Origin of the sequence: Brevundimonas sanguinis (assembly GCF_029636725.1) — a bacterium.
In the GTDB taxonomy this organism is placed as follows: Bacteria; Pseudomonadota; Alphaproteobacteria; order Caulobacterales; family Caulobacteraceae; genus Brevundimonas; species Brevundimonas sanguinis.
This window is the reverse complement of the sequence record NZ_CP116770.1, coordinates 2,390,510-2,407,500: the sequence shown is the minus strand read 5'-3', so window position 1 is coordinate 2,407,500 and position 16,991 is coordinate 2,390,510. Positions and strand designations below refer to the sequence as shown.

Sequence of the window (16,991 nt, the reverse complement as noted above, 5' to 3'; positions counted from 1 at the left end):
GGTAGAGCGTCCGACGAATACCCTGGGGGGTAGAGCACTGGATGGTTGCGGGCTGCGCGAGCGGTACCAATACTAACCAAACTCCGAATACCCAGGAGTACTATCGGGCAGACACACGGCGGGTGCTAACGTCCGTCGTGAAAAGGGAAACAACCCTAACCATCATCTAAGGCCCCCAAGTCATGGCTAAGTGGGAAACGATGTGGGATTGCTTTGACAATCAGGAGGTTGGCTTAGAAGCAGCCATCCTTTAAAGAAAGCGTAACAGCTCACTGATCAAGCGATCCTGCGCGGAAAATGTAACGGGGCTAAAGCCATGCGCCGAAGATATGGGTTTGCAGTTTACTGCAAGCGGTAGCGGAGCGTTCCGTAAGCCTGTGAAGGTCAACCGTGAGGTTGGCTGGAGGTATCGGAAGTGAGAATGCTGACATGAGTAACGATAAACAGTGTGAGAAACACTGTCGCCGAAAGACCAAGGGTTCCTGCGTAAAGCTAATCTGCGCAGGGTTAGTCGGCCCCTAAGGCGAGGCTGAAAAGCGTAGTCGATGGGAAGCAGGTAAATATTCCTGCACCAGCTGGAAGTGACGGATGGCATAAGTCGTCGGGGCTTATTGGATTGTTCCCGGCGGTGGCGTCGTCCCTGGAAATAACTCCAGCAGAGACCGTACCCGAAACCGACACAGGTGGTCAGGTAGAGCATACCAAGGCGCTTGAGAGAACTGTGCTGAAGGAACTCGGCAAATTGCACGCGTAACTTCGGAATAAGCGTGACTCACCCTGGGCAACCAGGACTGAGTGGCACAAGCCAGGGGGTAGCGACTGTTTAGCAAAAACATAGGGCTCTGCGAAGCATCAATGCGACGTATAGGGTCTGACGCCTGCCCGGTGCCTGAAGGTTAAAGGGAGGAGTGAAAGCTCCGAACTGAAGCCCAGGTAAACGGCGGCCGTAACTATAACGGTCCTAAGGTAGCGAAATTCCTTGTCGGGTAAGTTCCGACCTGCACGAATGGCGTAACGACTTCCCCACTGTCTCCAGCACAGGCTCAGTGAAATTGAATTCCCCGTGAAGATGCGGGGTTCCCGCGGTCAGACGGAAAGACCCTATGAACCTTTACTATAGCTTCGCCTTGGCGTTAGCGACCGTATGTGTAGGATAGGTGGGAGGCTATGAAACCGGGGCGCCAGCTCTGGTGGAGCCATCCTTGAAATACCACCCTTACTGTCGTTGACGTCTAACCGAGGGCCGTTATCCGGTCCCGGGACATGGCGTGGTGGGTAGTTTGACTGGGGCGGTCGCCTCCCAAAGTGTAACGGAGGCGCGCGATGGTTAGCTCAGACCGGTCGGAAATCGGTCGTCGAGTGCAATGGCATAAGCTAGCCTGACTGCGAGACTGACAAGTCGAGCAGAGACGAAAGTCGGCCATAGTGATCCGGTGGTCCCGCGTGGAAGGGCCATCGCTCAACGGATAAAAGGTACTCTAGGGATAACAGGCTGATTTTGCCCAAGAGTCCATATCGACGGCAAAGTTTGGCACCTCGATGTCGGCTCATCACATCCTGGGGCTGGAGCAGGTCCCAAGGGTACGGCTGTTCGCCGTTTAAAGTGGTACGTGAGCTGGGTTCAGAACGTCGTGAGACAGTTTGGTCCCTATCTGCCGTGGGTGTTCGAAGCTTGAGAGGATCTGTCCCTAGTACGAGAGGACCGGGATGGACATACCTCTGGTGGACCTGTCGTGGCGCCAGCCGCGCAGCAGGGTAGCTAAGTATGGAATAGATAACCGCTGAAAGCATCTAAGCGGGAAACTAACCTCAAAACAAGGCTTCGCTGAGGATCGTGGAAGACTACCACGTTGATAGGCCAGGTGTGGAAGCGCGGTGACGTGTGAAGCTTACTGGTACTAATAATCCGATCGGCTTGATCGTTTCTCAGCAAAACTCATTCGATTTTTACGTGTCGAAAACAAAAAACGATATCTTCTCATTTCATTCGTGTGTGTCGGGTTGACCTGGTGGCTCTGTCGGAGGTTCCCCACCCGATCCCATTCCGAACTCGGTCGTTAAGCCCTCCAGAGCCGATGGTACTTCGTCTTAAGGCGCGGGAGAGTAGGTCGCCGCCGGGTCTACCCGACACACATGAATGATATCTCGAACCCTTCTTCCTTTACACGCCGCCTTGCCGCGGGATGGAGCAGCCCGGTAGCTCGTCAGGCTCATAACCTGAAGGTCGCAGGTTCAAATCCTGCTCCCGCACCCAAGATTCTAACCCGCTATTCCAACTGGATAGCGGGCTTTTCTTTGCCCAAATTCCTGGCCCGAAATTTGTCCTTTTACGGTCAGCCCCATACTGGTTCCGTTCCGGCACCGGCGTCACCGCCACCGTCGCGATCAGCCGGCGCACCAGATCCCGAGCCTCTGGGGCCGCTTCACTGTCGCTCCGATGCAGCGCCTGGGCTAGGTCGCCGACGACGCGGCGATAGTGTCCGGCGATCCCAGGGTGCAGGCTACCGGCGAAGGCGCTTCTTCGTGCGCCAGTTCGGCTTCTAGCGTCGTGCGCTGGGTCTCAAGGGTAGCCAGCCTGTCCTTGATCGCCGGACCGTTCAGGACGCCGTCGGCCACTTGATCGATCAGCAGGCGATCCCTAAGGGCCGCCCGGACCCGGTTGGCGATGTCGGCGCCCTTCACGCCTCGACCGTTGTCGCAGGCGGCCGGACCGCGCTCGCGTCGCCAGGAACAGACAAATCTCTGCTCGGAACCGCTACGGATCATCGGGCCCGCACAGCAGCCGTAGGTCAGCTTGCCGCTGAGAAGATGCCTGGGTCGCACCGAGGCCAGCGACGATAGCCGGTTTTCTTCATAACGGGCGCGCACCTTGATCCAGAGGTCTTCCGGCACGATCCGTAGAGCGGAAACCTCGCCTCGGCATCCACGCAGCAGAGACGACGTCCTCGCTGAGCGCGTCTGTGTGCGCTTCTTTGGCGAGCGCCCGGTGCTCACCTAGGAGGAACTCGGTTTCGCGCCGCTTCTCCTCCATTATCCCACCGGCGAAACGCATTGGATCGCGCCGCACCTCGGCGAACAGGCGCTTTCGCAGCTGGCGCGGCCGCGTGCCGCCGACGGCTTTCGTCCACCGGGGGGCCGCGCGCATGATCTCGAGGAAGCTCTCGAACCGTTCGCCTGGCTTGTCCCGGTCGGCACCGACATAGGCGAGCATCATGGATGGCGTGGCCATCAGACCTTCAACCGCTGGGTCGAGAGCATGGCCTCGCCAACGACGTCCCGCGTCGCTTCGGTTCGAAACGCCGGATCCGCCACGACCTCCCTAGCTTGGGCGTCGTCGACGAGTTTCCCTCCGGCGCGACCTTGAGCCACTTCAGGAGATCGGCCAGTCGGCTTTCGTAAGCGGTGATCTGATCATCCAGAGTTTCCGGCGCACCCTCCGCTCGCGGCTCGGAATAGAAAAATCGGGACGCGGCGACGTCCTGGACATTGGCCTCGAACGTCCCACGGTTTCGGTGATGCACCCAGAGGCGGTGGCCGGTCCGCGTCTCTGTCCCGAAACCGCGAAGTAGCGACTGGGGAATGAAGTGCTGCTTCTTGCCTGACATCGCTCACCCCCGAACGGGCCTTAGGGTATCGACGGATGGACTTTGGCTACGAGCCTCGAACTGGATTTCCAGTCCTGTAATCTCTAAATGTCAGATAATCGGCGGTGCTCGCATGACCGCTTCTGGCGCTTTGCGAAGGGCTAAACCTGACTCAACGCGGAAGCACGGTTGGTCCGCTTCAGGGAAGAGGCGTGTAAGCGGAAAGGCATTATGGCTGCGACTGCGCCGTCGATCCCTCGTCTGGGAGACGATGCACCCAAGTCTACATGGAATCATCGAAATCTGGCGACCATGCCGGAGAGGAAGAAAGGAGATCAAGAGAGCGCGTCTCCTCTCTGTCATTAAGCTGCAGTGTAATTGGTCTAGTCCAGATTTCTCATTGAGGCGTGGGGATGTGGACATGCAAGCGCTGGCGCAGAGATTAAAGAACGCGGGACCAATTGGTTTTTCCCTGTTTGCCGGTCTAGCCGGCTTCTGCGCCTATTTCTCCATGTACGCCTTCCACAAGCCGTTCTCGGCGGCGACTTTCGAAGGGGTGGAAGGCTGGGCGTTCGTACTGGATTACAAGGTCGCCCTCGTGATCGCTCAGGTCATCGGCTACGCTCTGTCGAAATGGATCGGCGTCAAGGTGATCGCCGAGGCGGACGGTCAAGGACGCGGCCGGGCCATCCTGATGTTGATTGGCGCCTCATGGCTGGCGCTGGTCGCTTTCGCCCTGATCCCGGCGCCGTGGAATGTGGCGGCTCTGTTCTTCAACGGCCTGCCGCTGGGTCTGATTTGGGGGTTGGTGTTCGCCTATATGGAAGGGCGGCGCGTGTCCGACGTTCTGGGCGCTGTGTTGTGCGCCAGCTTCATCTTGTCGTCAGGCGTGGTGAAGGCGGTCGGCAAGCTGCTGCTTCAGGCGGGGATCAGCGACCTGTGGATGCCGGCGGCGGCGGGTGCGGTCTTCATGCCCCTGTTGTTGCTCTCGGTCTGGGGGCTGACGCAACTGCCGGGCCCCAGCGCAGACGACGAGCGCGAACGTGTGCGCCGCGCGCCGATGAACAAGGATGAGCGGCGACGTTTCCTGGCCGATTACGGCCTGGGAATAATTCAGGCCTTTCGGCACCTTTCGAGATCGCTTGAGAAGGTGCCGATAAGTCACTGACGTAAAAGTGAATTTTTACGAGACCCTTCGAAGCCTTTCGGAGGGTCTCTTTTTTGTGATGACGGCTTTCCTGACGGTCTCGCGTCCGTTGCCTCAGCCGCCCCTGATTCATACCGTCACCCCATTAAGGGCGTTCTGACGGTCTTTTTTTCGAAACAAGCTTCTGAATTGTTTACGAAAAACGACCTTTGAGGACCCTGAAACCGCCTGACGGTCTTTTGGAAGGGGAAATGGCATGCTTACCGATGCAGAACTGAGGAATACGCGAGGAAAATCAAAGGCGTATAAAAAGACCGACAGAGACGGTCTTTACGTGCTCGTAACACCGTCAGGAGGCATCGCGTTCAAGTACGACTACCGCTTCAACGGGCGGCGCGAGACGGTCACTTTCGGGTCCTACGGGCTGACCGGCCTGTCGCTCGCCAGGGCCCGGGAGAAGCTCATCGAAGCCAAGCGGATGATCGCCGACGGCGTGTCTCCAGCTCTAGAAAAACAGCGCGCCAAAAGACGGCTCCGGGAGGCTCGCGACTTCGCCCATGTGGCGCAGAAGTGGATGGACGAGGCGCCCATGGCGGACAGCACGCGCAACATGCGGCGGTCCATCTTCAACAGGGAGGTCCTGCCGCAATGGCGCAACCGGCTGCTCACCGAGATCACGCCGGACGACCTGCGCGCCCATTGCAAGTCCATCGTGGAGCGGGGCGCGCCCGCCACGGCCATCCACGTCCGGGACATCGTCAAGCAGATCTATGCCTGGGCCATCCTCCATGGCGAGAAGATTGATAATCCAGCCGACGGCGTGGCGCCCGCGGCGATCGCGCGCTTTCGTCCTCGTGACCGGTCGCTGTCGCCGTCCGAGATCCGGATCATGCTCGGGCTGCTCGGGGAGGTCGCGACCCTTCCGACGATCCGTCTGGGCCTGAAGTTCATCCTGCTGAGCATGGTCCGCAAGAGCGAGCTGCAGGATGGGACCTGGGACGAGGTGGACTTCGACAACGCGGTCTGGTCCATCCCTAAGGAACGGATGAAGCGGTCGCGCCCCCACAACGTCTATCTGTCGACCCAGATGCTCGACATCCTGATCGCTCTGAAGACCTGTTCTGGAAACTCCCGCTACATCCTGCCGTCGCGCTACGACGCCGACGCGCCCATGTCCCGGGCGACCTTCAACCGGGTGACCATGGCTATCGCGGAGCGTGCCCGGGAGCAGGACCTGCCGCTCGAGCCCTTCACCGTTCACGACCTCCGGCGGACGGCCTCGACCCTGCTGCACGAGATGGGCTTCAACTCGGACTGGATCGAGAAGTGTCTCGCCCATGAGGAGCGGTCATCGCGGGGCGTTTACAACAAAGCCGAGTTCGAGATGCAGAGACGGCACATGGCTCAGGAATGGTCGAATGCCGTCGACGCCTGGGAGGCAGGCCGTTCATGGACCCCTGCGCTCTCTATCCCCGAAACGGAAGGACCCCGTTTCGATCCGCGTCTCTGACCGGGCGGGAGATGCGTTTGCGCACATCGGGAGGCGGCGCTGGGCGGATCGGCCGCCGCCGCCGCGACGCCAGCCAGGCCTCGACCTCCGCCAGATCCCAGACGACGCATCGCGGTGTCAGAAGGAAGCGCTTCGGGAACTCGCCTCGCTGTTCCATTTCCCAGATGGTGCTGTCCGCCAGGGGCACCATCTGAAGCAGCTGCGCCTTTCTGATCGACCGCGTCAGCGGAGGGTCGGACCGGTTCATCGTCGCTCTCCTTAAAAGCCTGAGGGAATCGAAGGCGAAAGCTGAAGGAGCGGCCAGCCGTCAGCCTTGCGCCCGCCAGGCTGCGGGTCGACGCATGCGCACAGTGGTGCGAAGCGAAGGGCGTGGGACAGCCCTGTTGGGGCTGCGTACGATCACAGTTCCGTCGATCTGGCCCAAGCTTTGCGTCAGCGGCGTCCGGGCTTAGGAGTGCCGGTATGAAGATCCAGATATCACTCGCCCTGACCGCCGCCGTTCTCCTGTCGGCCTGCGCCGGCATGCCTTCGCCTGAGCCCAAAGGGGCGCTCAAGGTGGCGACCTGGAACATCGAGCACCTGGCGGAGAGAGACGGGGAGGGATGCCGGCCCCGCAAAGACGCGGACTACGCCCTTCTGCGCCGTCATGCCGATGCCCTGAACGCCGATGTGATCGCCTTCCAAGAGGTCCAGAGCGAGGCGGCCGCGCGCAGGGTCTTCGATCCGGCAAAGTATGACATCGTCTTTTCGTCGCGTCCGGCCAGCGGGACGGGCGGGGGATGCCGCGGTAAGCCGGGTCTCAATATCCAGAACCAGTCGGTCGGCTTCGCCGTCCGCAAGGGTGTGGCCTGGCGCCGGAACGAGGACCTTTCGGCGCTAGCGCTCGGCAATCCCAATCTGCGGTGGGGCGTGGACATCACGGTCGGGCGCGACCGCCCATTGCGTCTCCTGGCGGTCCACCTGAAGGCCGGCTGCAATTCCGGGCGCGCGGCTTCAGATCCCGATTGTCCTATCCTGTTTGATCAAGCGCCTGTTCTGGAGGGCTGGATCAATAGCCGTGCGCGGGCCGGAGAGGCGTTTGTCGTACTCGGCGACTGGAACCGACGGATCGCCAGCCGCAACGACGCCTTCTTCGCTGAAATCAATGACGGCGACCCTGATGCGGCGGCGCTTGTCCAGGCGGCTGGCGGCCGGCCGGCCGCATGCAAAGCCCGCTATCGCGAGTTCATCGACCATATCGTCGCCGGGCGTGAGGCGGCCGCCCGGATCGAGCCGGATTCCTTTGAGGAGTACACCTACGACGCGCCTGAAGCCGACCACCCGTCGGACCATTGCCCCGTTTCGGTGAGAATCCGGGGTTGACCTGCAAACGCCGCCGATCTCGCCGATAGCAGCGCCTGTGGCGCCGCAGATCTAAGGGCTCCGCCCTCGCGCGGGCCAGGATGCGCGGCTGCGCCGCCAGACCGGCCGGTCTCCCCGCCTTCCGCGCCGACACGGGTTCATAGCCTTCAAGGTTCGAGGCTTGTGCAGGTCGGGCGATCCCCCTCCGGCCGTTCCGTCCTGGCCCTTGCTACCCCGGTCTCGTCGACGGGCAGGGTTTCAGGCGCGCCTTTCGCGTGCCTGCAACCCTGCCCAGAAGAGGCAGACAGGAAGTCTCTGGTGGAAGATAGTGGGTGGCTGCCGCCCCTATTCAGGACAGCGCCTGCGCTCGCTGTCGAAACGTCGGAGGCGGAAGGAAGAGAGGTCGGACGTCATCTGACGACGCCTCTTGCTTCGCCGCCGAATAGAACGCGAGCCGTTAGAAACATCATCCGCGCGCCCGTCCGGGCTGTTGGTTTTTTAGTTGTCGTTCGCGGCGTTGGGCCGAAGTATGAACGTCGCCACGGCGACCGCTACGAGGGCGACCCCGGTAAGGCTAAGCGACAAGGCGAAGGCAGGAGGGGCGATATTGGACAGGCCGGCCCCGATGCCCAGTAGGGCTGTCAGAATGCCAGCAGAGAAGAGGACGACGGGGCGTAGATTGGAGCGCGAGCGGAGGGAGCGGCTCAGGCGGGCGATGGTCCTGTCGAGCGAGGCCATGCTCATCTACTCGGCCAGACGCCGGAGTTCCTCGATCCGAGCTTCGCAGGCTGCGCGCACAACATCGCGCAGTACCTCGATCCGTTCGGTGAGGAAGGCCAACTCTTCGTCGGTGATGCGGTAGTGGCGTGAATAGCGGGCCTTCACATAGGCGGCGCGGAGAAGTTCGAAACAGCGTTTCTGGAACTTGGTTTCGTGGGGCCAGACGTCGCGGAGCTTCGGCTCCAGCGGCTCCGTCATGTTGCGGAGGCGGATGAGGTTGTGGCTCTTGGGGGAGTAGAAGGTCAGGACTTGCAAGAGGCCTTGGTAGATCGTCTCGGCTGCTTGATGCAGATTGAAGGCAGCCTTCTTCGTGAAGCCTCGAGATCGACAGAACTCGACCGTCGCCAAGAACTCATCGGCGTCTTGCTTCCATTCTTCGTAATACTCTTTCGCCTCTTCCAGCGCCGTTGACGGCGGCAGGGGCTGGGGCTCAGAGAATGTCACGCCAGGTGTGTCCTTAAGGACCACGCCGTCGCGGGCGATGTCGATGAAGAAGCCGCGCCCGTGCTCCAGCTTCCAGTTCACGTCGTCCAGGCTATGGACGATCAGGCTGACGGGTGTGCGCATGGCGCCCGCCGAAAGCTCGGCCAGCAGGCGTTTCTCCACGTCCTCCCAGAACTCAAAGTCGGTCAGGTCTTCGTGGTCGACGACGACGAGAAGGTCGAAATCCGAGAAGTAGCGCCCAACCGGATCGTGGACCCAGTCGCCGCGCGCATAACTGCCGAACAAGATGATCTTGAGGATGCGGCCGTTCTTCAGTCGGTCGGCCCGGCGCGTAGAGATAGCCTTGGCGAACCCGTCCTGAATGATCTCGACGGCGGCGTCGAGTTCACGCTGTTTCGCGAGCGGCAATTTCCTCAGCGGACGTTTCATGCCCCGAGTCTCCGAAATGCGGAGCCGACAAGCAAGAGTCGAAAAGGCCCCGATCCCGCGCAACTAGGCTGATGCGCTTATAATCGCTACGCTAGCACCTGCGGGCGCCGGTTCCATAGGGCGTCGTCTGTTCGCCGTAGGGCCGGTTCGCCGGAAACCGTCGCGGCGCCGCCTGAAAGTCTCGGGCCTCTACGCAGAGGTTCCAACGCCCGCACCTTTCCCTTTCCAAATGGCCACACCTGACTCATTGCCGACTTTGGGAAGGTTCGTTGTTGGGAGGGTGAGCCCTTCGCCGCTGCAACCCAGGATCGGAGGCAGGGCGGTTGAGCAACAACACCGACCGCTCGCGGCGGGCTCGGCGCGCAGCGGGCATGGCTGGCGCGGAGGGGTTCCGCCCCAGCCGCTTTTGACTCAAGCAAGGCAGGGGTTCATCGTCAGCCATCGGGGCGGAGACTTCAGAATGGCGGCGATTGGGCGGCTTTGGGCCGGACGGGTTTTCGGCACGAATACCGGAAACCTCTTCGTTGAACTGGCGGATGTCGAGGGAGCGATAACCGGCACTCTCCGGTTTTCAGATGATCGTTTCGGCCTGTCCATTCACGCCCTGACTGGAAGATTTGACGGCGCGACTCTGCATCTGAGCGGGACCGCGTCCGATGCTCCCGATGGGGCAGAGATCGGGAACTTCGCTATCCAAGCCAACATCATGCCGCCGGGAAACTTCCGGGGCGAATGGTCAACCTCCTTGGGTGCCGCAGGTACCTTGGAACTCTTCCCCCATGATGCGAAGGGCACGAGCGTAGCTCGCGCCCCGGGGCTCCCGGAGCAAATCCACACAGCCACTGCGACTCTCGGCGCGCTCCGACTTAAAGCAGACGACCTTCGCTCTCTGGTGGCGATCATTCAGAGCGAGTTCTCGGTCGGCAGAGCAGCGGTGACCTACGCCGAAAGAGGGCCGGCGATCATGAAGTTCGCTGATGATTTTCTCGCCGCGACAGACGGCCTCCAAGAGCTCCGAGAGATCACGATTCAAATACAAGAGCCCGACGCTTTCGGGGTGATGCGGCACGTCAAGGTCCAGCTCAGCACAGTCGGCACCAATGAAATCAGCGTGCAGGGTGTTCAGGAAACTTGGGTGCTCGGGAAAGTTCAGGCGATAGAAACTTTCCTTCGCCGTAAGCAGAGCCTCATCGCCACCACCTACCGCCGGTTCGGGCTCACGTTGAACGCAATCCTGTTCTTCGTCTTTTTGGCGGTTCTTCCGCTCGTCGAGGCCACCCGCCAGCGCGTAGGTTTCGCGCTCTTTGCGTTGGCCGGTCTCTCGGCCTTGTCGTGGGCCCACGGGAAAATGATGCCCAATGCGACGGTCCAGTTCGGCGACAGCGATCCGTGGTGGCGTAAGCCCTTCTGGGCGGCGACCTTGACCGTGCTGCTGAGCGTACTTGCGACCATCATAGGCGGCGTGGTGCTCTACCGGTTGAAAATGAACTGAGCCCCGGCTCAGCCGCCCCTGAGGTGTTCCCCGACTGGTTTCCCCTCCAGCTCCATGACAAAGCCGACGAGGTGAAGAAACAACTCCCTGGATCGCTGGCTCTCCTCGCGGAGCGTGGACACGGTCCAGACCGTCGTACCCCCTTTGGTGGTCTTATGGAGCTCCATCCGAGCCGGTTCGGTTTGAGTTACGCTCACGACCTCGTTCTCGCCCAACATGACCGTGTGAACTCCCCCATGGAAAACGGGGCTGGCGTGTGCAATGCGATTTCGGGCGCTCGCAGCCGCTGCGATCCGACCGCACAAACGATCCCACTTAGCAGCGTGGCCGTCATCGGCGCCTATGAACGCGGCAGTGATCATGTCGAGCTTTGCCTCGAGCCCCCTAGCGACTCGGTAAATCGCGTTGGACTTCTCGCGCTCAACCCCTATCGCGGCGGCAAAGACTGTCTCGAGATAGTCTTCGACAGATTGGTATCTCGTCACGCAGTAGCCGATTAGCGCGTAGAAGAGCCACTTTTCCTCGTCTCGCTCCCTGTGGTCATCCGTCATCCGAATGACTCTCGGAGAAGAATACGTCCGTGCGGCGGATAGAGCGGCTCGTGGTCCATGCATCGAGATCAAGCAACCGATCTTCGACCTCAGACGCCAGTGCGGCACGCTCAACCGCATCAAATCCCTCAAGGGACTGAATGCGGTGCCTGATTGCGTCTGGCCAAGCCTTCCTGTCTTCGCCGAGCTCGTTCCACTCGAAAGCGTGAGACCCGACGGCATATACCTCCGCCTTCAAGGCCTCACCGTAGCCTGCGCTGTCGGTTATCGGACTGCCAAATCTCTCAGCGACGGCCTTGCGACGCTCCTCCACCCGCGTCCGGACCCGCCGCGAAATTCGGTTGGTAATCGGAATGGTCATATCGACGCTGATGAGGCGGTCGATCTCGGATTTCAGATCGGCCGTCGGTGCCTTCGCAGCGATCAGTAGCCTCTCTACCTGATCGCCGAGATCGAGAAGCTCGCGTCGAGTGAAGCCAGTCATCAAGCGGTTCATTCGCGGAGCGGCGGTGAGCGTGGTTTTTGCTAGGACGCCGAGGAGCTGGCGGGTCTGGTCAACGAGAAGCGCGGCCTCTTCCTGTTTGGTTTCCCAGAGCTCGGCCTCAAATCCCAGACCGCGAAATCGCTTGAATCGCGAGAGTTGGACGAACGCGAGCAATAAGAGGCCCATAGCTGCACACAACGCCCCCTCGGCAGCCTTGGACTGGAACGCGAGGATGACCGCTGAAACCAGCGCCGCCATCGCCAGAACGGCGAGTAGGGTGATGCCGATGTCTTGTCTGTGCTGCCAGAATTTCATCCTGCCCCCCGTATCGTGACGGACCTTAAGGCGAAATGGGGGGAAAGCCACCGGCCGCCGGCGTCTTGGGGCGGCAAAAAAGCGGGTCGCGAGCTTCTGCCTGTCTCACGCTCACACCAACCTTTGCCTCCACGGGCGCGGGTTTGCCATGCACCGAGAAAAACGTCCGTATTCCGCGCGGAGGCCAAGTTCTGCTCTTGGCGCGTCCGAGAACTGTCTGGCGAACAGGCGTGAAGCCGACTCCTGAACGTCGACGCCCTCTGAAGGGGGGGAGGGTCTAGGGCGGGTGCGGATGCGGGCAGAGGCCGTCGCCGTGGCCGTTCGAGAGGGTCTGATCTCGGTCAAGCTGTGACTAAAGAACGGGCTGGAACTCGGGACAGGGAGCTCGATAGCGTCACCCTCCGGGAAGCCAGCCGCCGATGTCCTGAACAGGGACCTGTGGTCGGAAACCGTTCTGATGCATCCCTACGAGGACAGGTTCGACGAAGCTCCAGGCGATCTCCAGCATTTGCCGCGCGCAATCGCGCATGTCGGTGAACACCGGCCGATCCTTTTCATTGGCGTGTTCATCCGCGCTGGCGATCAGGACGATGCGATCGTCGAGCGGCGGGTGTGATTTGCGCGGACGCGGATTGGCCGCTCCGGTCTCGAGCACTGCCTTCGCTCGGCGGACGAGTTCGATGCCGCCTAGCGTCAGAACGCCGCCGGCCCCTGAGGCGGAGAAGAGATTGGGCGGCTCGCTGTTCAGGCCCTCATTCAGGCCGATCATCCGGGCGAAGACGTCCGCTTCGTGCTCATCATTGAAGGGGTCGCGGACGTCGTCAGTCCCCTGGCTGTGACCATGCTTGAGCACATGGTGTCCATATTCATGGGCGACGGCGAACAGCTCCATCGCCTGCAGGACCTGCAGTCGGATCCAACTTTGCGCCGGATCCAAATGGGGCGTCTCGATGTCGGTCGGCGGCCAGCCGTCGAGGGCGTAGGACGCTAGAATCTGCGTCCAGAAGACCCGAAGCTTCGGACTGCTCTGAAGGTGGTCGCGAACCTTATTTCCGTCCCAGGTCCGGCTTTCGGCTTCGGAGACCATGCTCAAGGCGACAGCCTTGCTGATCAGATTACAAAACGGCGGAAAGCCCTGGCTCACGGTGATGATGCTGGCGCCGGTGCCCATGACCGCCAACTGGCTGGCTTCGATCCCCATCTTCGGGTGTGCGCCGTAGGCGACGCCCTCGCCGATCGGAACGCCGCCGCGCGCGCAGGCCGCCTCGACGCGCCGGACGACGCCGGCCAGGATCAGCGTGATGTTCAGATCGTCGAAGGGTGCGCCGGCCGGCACGGTCCTGAGAAGCTCGAGGTAGTCGTCGATGGCGGCTTCAACGTCGCCCTCCTCGGCGCCGTTGGCCCTCGCGATTCCTTCCAGACGCCCTCGGTTCTGATTGGCCCAGGTCAGAAAGGCCTCCGGCGACATCCCCTGGAACCCGTTCGTCTTCCCGTCCGCCCTTTGGCGCTGGACACGGTAGAGTTCCGCCGCCGTCCGGCCGTCGATGGCTTCGTTGGGGCCCGCGTCCGTATCGTCAGTCATGCCATATGCCCCTTCGGCCGCTGTCCGTTCGGACCGAAGGCTGACCGCGGAGAGCTGCAAGATCAAGCGATGATCGGCGTATCCGGCGCCTCCTCGCGATGCCGCCCCGTCGCGCCTTGAACGCCTTAAAGTTCCGTATGATTAGCCATGCTGGCTAAGGCAGCGGAATGTCCACTAAGCGGACGCAGCTCAATGTCGGCTCATGGCGCATTGGCGCCAACGTCGAATGGCCGAGCCTGACTCAAGGCGGCTGCTCAAGGTGTCCGCTTTGGGACTCTCTTGGGCAAGGCCCCGTTTCGCAGACCCGCAAAGGCAAGTTGGTGGTCGTGATCCTGACCACTGGGCAGCTTCAGGACGCCAAGGGCGCTAGCCGGCCATCTGCCGCTATTTCTAACGGCATGGCCCAATGATCGACTAGAACAGGGTTCGAAGCGACGAGCAGTTCTGGCGCGCAATAAATCTCTGCGCGCAGGTTCGTGAGGAAAAGACAGATCGGTGCCATCGAGGGCTTTCCGAGTTCGTGAAACACCACATCGACCTTCACTTCGATCCATCGGTCCTTGTTCGCGAAACCGGCGAACAGGCGGGCGTGCGCGCCGTTGTCCAGCAAAATGGATGACCCGTGCATTGCGGCGACGGCATGGAGTGAGAGGAAGGCGCTGGCGGGCACCAACTGGGCGCTGTCTTCTTTCGACATGAGCCCGTTTCGAACGAGGACGGTCGCGAGTTCGTCATTGAGCTGCCGGGCCGAGAAGGCCGGCCGCCAGATGAAGCGATTTCCGAAATAGGAGAATACGGTCCATTCAGACTCCGAGAGCGCCTGATCACTGCGAAGCTTCGCGATGGCCTTTTTCAATCGTGCCGCCGCCATCTGCCGAGAGCTGCCGACGCCGGCGCGAATGACCTCATCGCTCGCGAGCCGCAGATTGGCTTCGGCCGCGCGAATGAAATCGTCCCGACCCACGTCCAGCTTCCGAAGCGTCATGCTCCAGACGTCAATGCTCGTGAAGACATCGCGTCCGATCTGGGTGATCATCCCCTTCTCGCGACGATCCCGGTGAGCGATGAAATCACCGATCTCTTGTACGGCCGGACAGCCCTGCGCGCGTCCGCGAAGGCCTAGGTAGAGGCGGTCGAGGTCTTCGATGCGCCGGCCGCCTTCCAACAGGCGTCGCACCCGTACGCGCAGATCGTCGTCAGCTAGGGTCATGCGAGAGCGATCCACCAACTGGTGCATCTGATATTCGAGACCGGGATCGTTCCGGGCTGCAAGCTGTCCCAGAACAACACCGGCGTGTTGGGAGCGAACTGGAGCCAGGCGGGCAGGGACTGGAACAGGTCCTCGCTCACAAATGTCGCGTACGGCGGATGGCGGAGATTGCTCAGCTTCGCGGCGACGTTTGGCGCGCGTCCGATCCAGACGAGATCGTTGTTGGCGCGAATGCCGCCGCGAACGACACTAACCTCGCCGCCGTCAATCCCCACGGCCTGGGCCAGGCGATAGCCGCCCGTGACAAACATTGGATACTGCGCTGGAAGCACCAATTGATCTCCAGTCCGGCGCACACGGCGGCTGTACTGGCGTCGGCCCCGACAAACACCGCCATGATGCGATCGCCGTCAAAGCTACGGATCTCACCGCCCCGCCTCACAATCACGCGGGCGCAGAGCGCGAGATAGGCGCGAAACAGCCGGGACGCCGCCTCCCGGTTCGCGATGGCGATCACCGTGGAATCTGCGAGGTCGGCGTAGAGCATGACGGCGCACAGATCGACGCGGCCTCCGTTCAGGGCGACCGTGTCGGTGGACGGAACCACCGTTCCAACGCGGGTGTCCCAAGGCTGATGGAGGACGCCCCGGACTTCGCGTTGGATCGTGTCCCGCAACTCGCTCATTCTAGCCCCGGGATCGCACCGCCGCGAAGGGTGGCGAGCGATAGCACAGTGATCCAGAAGGGCAGGGCGGCTGCGGTCAGCAGAAAGGCCGATCGCGAGCGCTTGAACTTCTTGTCGAGGATCTGGGCGTTCCGCCAGACCTGACAGAGGGCGTCATCGGTCATCTCCTGCGACGACGCGGCTTGGATCCTCGTCCTGTACTCGTCCGCCGTCATCCCCGCGATGTCGGCGAAGTAGATCAACGACGTCCGGGGATTTTTCAGATGGGGATAGAAGGCAGCATAGAGGTTGATGAGGCTGAACGAGAGGAAGATCGCGGCGACCAGTCCCGTGACTCCTGCTGTGGACGCCAGGTCCGTTATGGGGATGGCGACAGCGACGGATCCGAGAAGCGCCAGATCGACGGCGAGCAGAAACGACGCCTTGGCTTCCACGCGGCCGAAGAAGGTCTGAAACCGGTCCATCTGGCCGAGCGCCGTCGCCTGAAGGTCCGTATCCGAGTTCGCCATCCTATTTGGTCTCCATGAGCGACGACCTGACCCCGAGGTCCGAGATCAACCCGCTGATGCGATCAATCACCGGACCGAGGGCGACCGGGAGATCCCGAGACGTGGCGCCGGTGCGATACGACAGGGGCGTCAGGCCCTTGAAGTCGGACGGGAGGCGAACCTCCTCGTTCTGCGGGACGAGCAGAAGCGTCCGGTGTCGACCCAGCCGGGACATGAAGAAGCCCAGCTCGAAAATGACATTGTCCCGGGGTGTCGAGGAGAGGCGGTCTCTCGACAGGACCAGGTCATCGGGTTCCGCCAGGGCGATGCCGAAGTCCGCCAGAGCGACCTGCTCTTCCAGAGCCTCGATCGGATAGGAGCCCGGCGCGAAGATCTTGTCGTCGCTCCAGATCACGACCTCGGCGTCGTGTTCGAGTCCGACCCGGATCGCCTTGCCGATCGCCAAGGCTTCGGCCGAACAGATCAGAAAGATCCGCGGCCGGGTGTTCACGCGGTTCACGAACTGGTTTCGCTGTTCCAGCCGTTCGGCCAGGACCTGCGCGATGCGCTTCCACACCGCCGGATGCTCGGCACCAATTTCGGCGAGGCGGCTGTGACTGATCTTCCAGACGACGGTGGGCTCCACGGCCTCGATCGTGGCTGAACGACCGATGTGGGGATTGATCGCCGACATCTCGCCCATCGTGGCGCCCTTCTCGCGGGTGTAGAGCCTCACTTGGTTGACGATGATCTGGGCCTTCCCCGTAAGGAGGAAGTACAGGTCGCGATCCGCGCCGCCCTGTTCGATGATGTTGCGGCCCGGGGGGAAATCGATCAGTTCGCCCGCCTTCGCGAACGTTGCCGCCACGTGGCGATCGCCGATGATGCGCTGTTGGGCGAGCGCATCGATAAGTTCGTCGTCCTGCTCGAACCGGGACTTCAGGGACAT

The 16,991-nt window shown here is 61.6% G+C and carries 16 protein-coding genes, 1 tRNA gene and 2 rRNA genes (1 of these 19 cut by a window edge); 7 read left to right on the top strand and 12 right to left on the bottom strand.

All coding sequences use genetic code 11. The features are described from left to right. The 3 genes from PIB44_RS11895 to PIB44_RS11885 form a co-directional block, all read left to right on the top strand. A 23S ribosomal RNA gene (locus tag PIB44_RS11895) occupies nt 1-1,923 on the top strand (it extends 858 nt beyond the left edge of the window). Between the two features lie 82 nt (nt 1,924-2,005). Next, nucleotides 2,006-2,120, top strand: a 5S ribosomal RNA gene (gene rrf / locus PIB44_RS11890). Nucleotides 2,121-2,177: 57 nt separating this feature from the next. Next, nucleotides 2,178-2,254: transfer RNA gene (locus PIB44_RS11885), tRNA-Met, on the top strand. A 197-nt stretch (nt 2,255-2,451) separates the two neighbouring features. Here the strand turns inward: PIB44_RS11885 and PIB44_RS11880 are convergent. From PIB44_RS11880 to PIB44_RS15180, 3 genes are read right to left on the bottom strand one after another with little or no spacing between them, the layout of a single operon-like run. Continuing rightward, entirely contained in the window at nt 2,452-2,892 is a 441-nt protein-coding gene (locus tag PIB44_RS11880) for a recombinase zinc ribbon domain-containing protein (protein ID WP_278069544.1), read from the bottom strand. After that, nucleotides 2,852-3,229: a hypothetical protein gene (locus PIB44_RS11875; protein ID WP_278069543.1), complete on the bottom strand. Its 378-nt coding sequence runs from the start codon at nt 3,227-3,229 to the stop codon at nt 2,852-2,854. The genes PIB44_RS11880 and PIB44_RS11875 overlap by 41 nt, the downstream gene beginning before the upstream one ends. 7 nt (nt 3,230-3,236) lie before the next feature. Beyond that, complete coding sequence (locus tag PIB44_RS15180) at nt 3,237-3,605, bottom strand: DUF4238 domain-containing protein (protein WP_227157636.1); 369 nt, start codon at nt 3,603-3,605, stop codon at nt 3,237-3,239. 400 nt (nt 3,606-4,005) lie between these two features. Here PIB44_RS15180 and PIB44_RS11870 point away from each other — a divergent pair, with 400 nt between their 5' ends. Together PIB44_RS11870 and PIB44_RS11865 are read left to right on the top strand one after the other, a co-directional pair. After that, nucleotides 4,006-4,752 carry a DUF5690 family protein gene (locus PIB44_RS11870; protein WP_318035491.1) on the top strand — a complete coding sequence of 249 codons (747 nt, stop codon included), beginning with the start codon at nt 4,006-4,008 and terminating at the stop codon, nt 4,750-4,752. A gap of 235 nt (nt 4,753-4,987) precedes the next feature. Next, complete coding sequence (locus PIB44_RS11865) at nt 4,988-6,241, top strand: tyrosine-type recombinase/integrase (protein ID WP_278069542.1); 1,254 nt, start codon at nt 4,988-4,990, stop codon at nt 6,239-6,241. Here PIB44_RS11865 and PIB44_RS11860 read toward each other — a convergent pair. Then, nucleotides 6,198-6,431, bottom strand: coding sequence for a helix-turn-helix transcriptional regulator (locus PIB44_RS11860; protein WP_278070987.1), 234 nt, complete (start codon nt 6,429-6,431; stop codon nt 6,198-6,200). The two genes, PIB44_RS11865 and PIB44_RS11860, sit on opposite strands and share 44 nt — an antisense overlap. Nucleotides 6,432-6,703: 272 nt before the next feature. Here PIB44_RS11860 and PIB44_RS11855 point away from each other — a divergent pair, with 272 nt between their 5' ends. Next, nucleotides 6,704-7,603, top strand: coding sequence for an endonuclease/exonuclease/phosphatase family protein (locus PIB44_RS11855; RefSeq protein WP_278069541.1), 900 nt, complete (start codon nt 6,704-6,706; stop codon nt 7,601-7,603). Nucleotides 7,604-8,326: 723 nt separating this feature from the next. Here PIB44_RS11855 and PIB44_RS11850 read toward each other — a convergent pair. Continuing rightward, a complete protein-coding gene (locus PIB44_RS11850; RefSeq protein ID WP_278069540.1) occupies nt 8,327-9,235 on the bottom strand; it encodes a HEPN domain-containing protein in 909 nt (302 codons plus the stop codon). Between the two features lie 460 nt (nt 9,236-9,695). Here PIB44_RS11850 and PIB44_RS11845 point away from each other — a divergent pair, with 460 nt between their 5' ends. Next, a complete protein-coding gene (locus tag PIB44_RS11845; protein WP_278069539.1) occupies nt 9,696-10,727 on the top strand; it encodes a hypothetical protein in 1,032 nt (343 codons plus the stop codon). Nucleotides 10,728-10,735: 8 nt separating this feature from the next. Here the strand turns inward: PIB44_RS11845 and PIB44_RS11840 are convergent, their stop codons facing one another. From PIB44_RS11840 to PIB44_RS11810, 7 genes are all read right to left on the bottom strand, one after another. Then, complete coding sequence (locus PIB44_RS11840; protein WP_278069538.1) at nt 10,736-11,278, bottom strand: hypothetical protein; 543 nt, start codon at nt 11,276-11,278, stop codon at nt 10,736-10,738. Continuing rightward, nucleotides 11,268-12,077 (bottom strand): hypothetical protein, encoded by an 810-nt coding sequence (locus PIB44_RS11835; RefSeq protein ID WP_278069537.1) that lies wholly within the window; start codon nt 12,075-12,077, stop codon nt 11,268-11,270. The genes PIB44_RS11840 and PIB44_RS11835 overlap by 11 nt, the downstream gene beginning before the upstream one ends. 394 nt (nt 12,078-12,471) lie before the next feature. Further along, a complete protein-coding gene (locus PIB44_RS11830; RefSeq protein WP_278069536.1) occupies nt 12,472-13,725 on the bottom strand; it encodes an ImmA/IrrE family metallo-endopeptidase in 1,254 nt (417 codons plus the stop codon). A 283-nt stretch (nt 13,726-14,008) separates the two neighbouring features. Beyond that, entirely contained in the window at nt 14,009-14,869 is an 861-nt protein-coding gene (locus tag PIB44_RS11825) for a hypothetical protein (RefSeq protein WP_278069535.1), read from the bottom strand. Between the two features lie 172 nt (nt 14,870-15,041). Then, nucleotides 15,042-15,554 (bottom strand): hypothetical protein, encoded by a 513-nt coding sequence (locus PIB44_RS11820; protein ID WP_278069534.1) that lies wholly within the window; start codon nt 15,552-15,554, stop codon nt 15,042-15,044. Continuing rightward, complete coding sequence (locus PIB44_RS11815; protein WP_278069533.1) at nt 15,551-16,063, bottom strand: Pycsar system effector family protein; 513 nt, start codon at nt 16,061-16,063, stop codon at nt 15,551-15,553. The genes PIB44_RS11820 and PIB44_RS11815 overlap by 4 nt, the downstream gene beginning before the upstream one ends. Nucleotide 16,064: 1 nt before the next feature. Further along, nucleotides 16,065-16,991, bottom strand: a complete 927-nt coding sequence (locus tag PIB44_RS11810; RefSeq protein WP_278069532.1) for a TIR domain-containing protein — start codon at nt 16,989-16,991, stop codon at nt 16,065-16,067.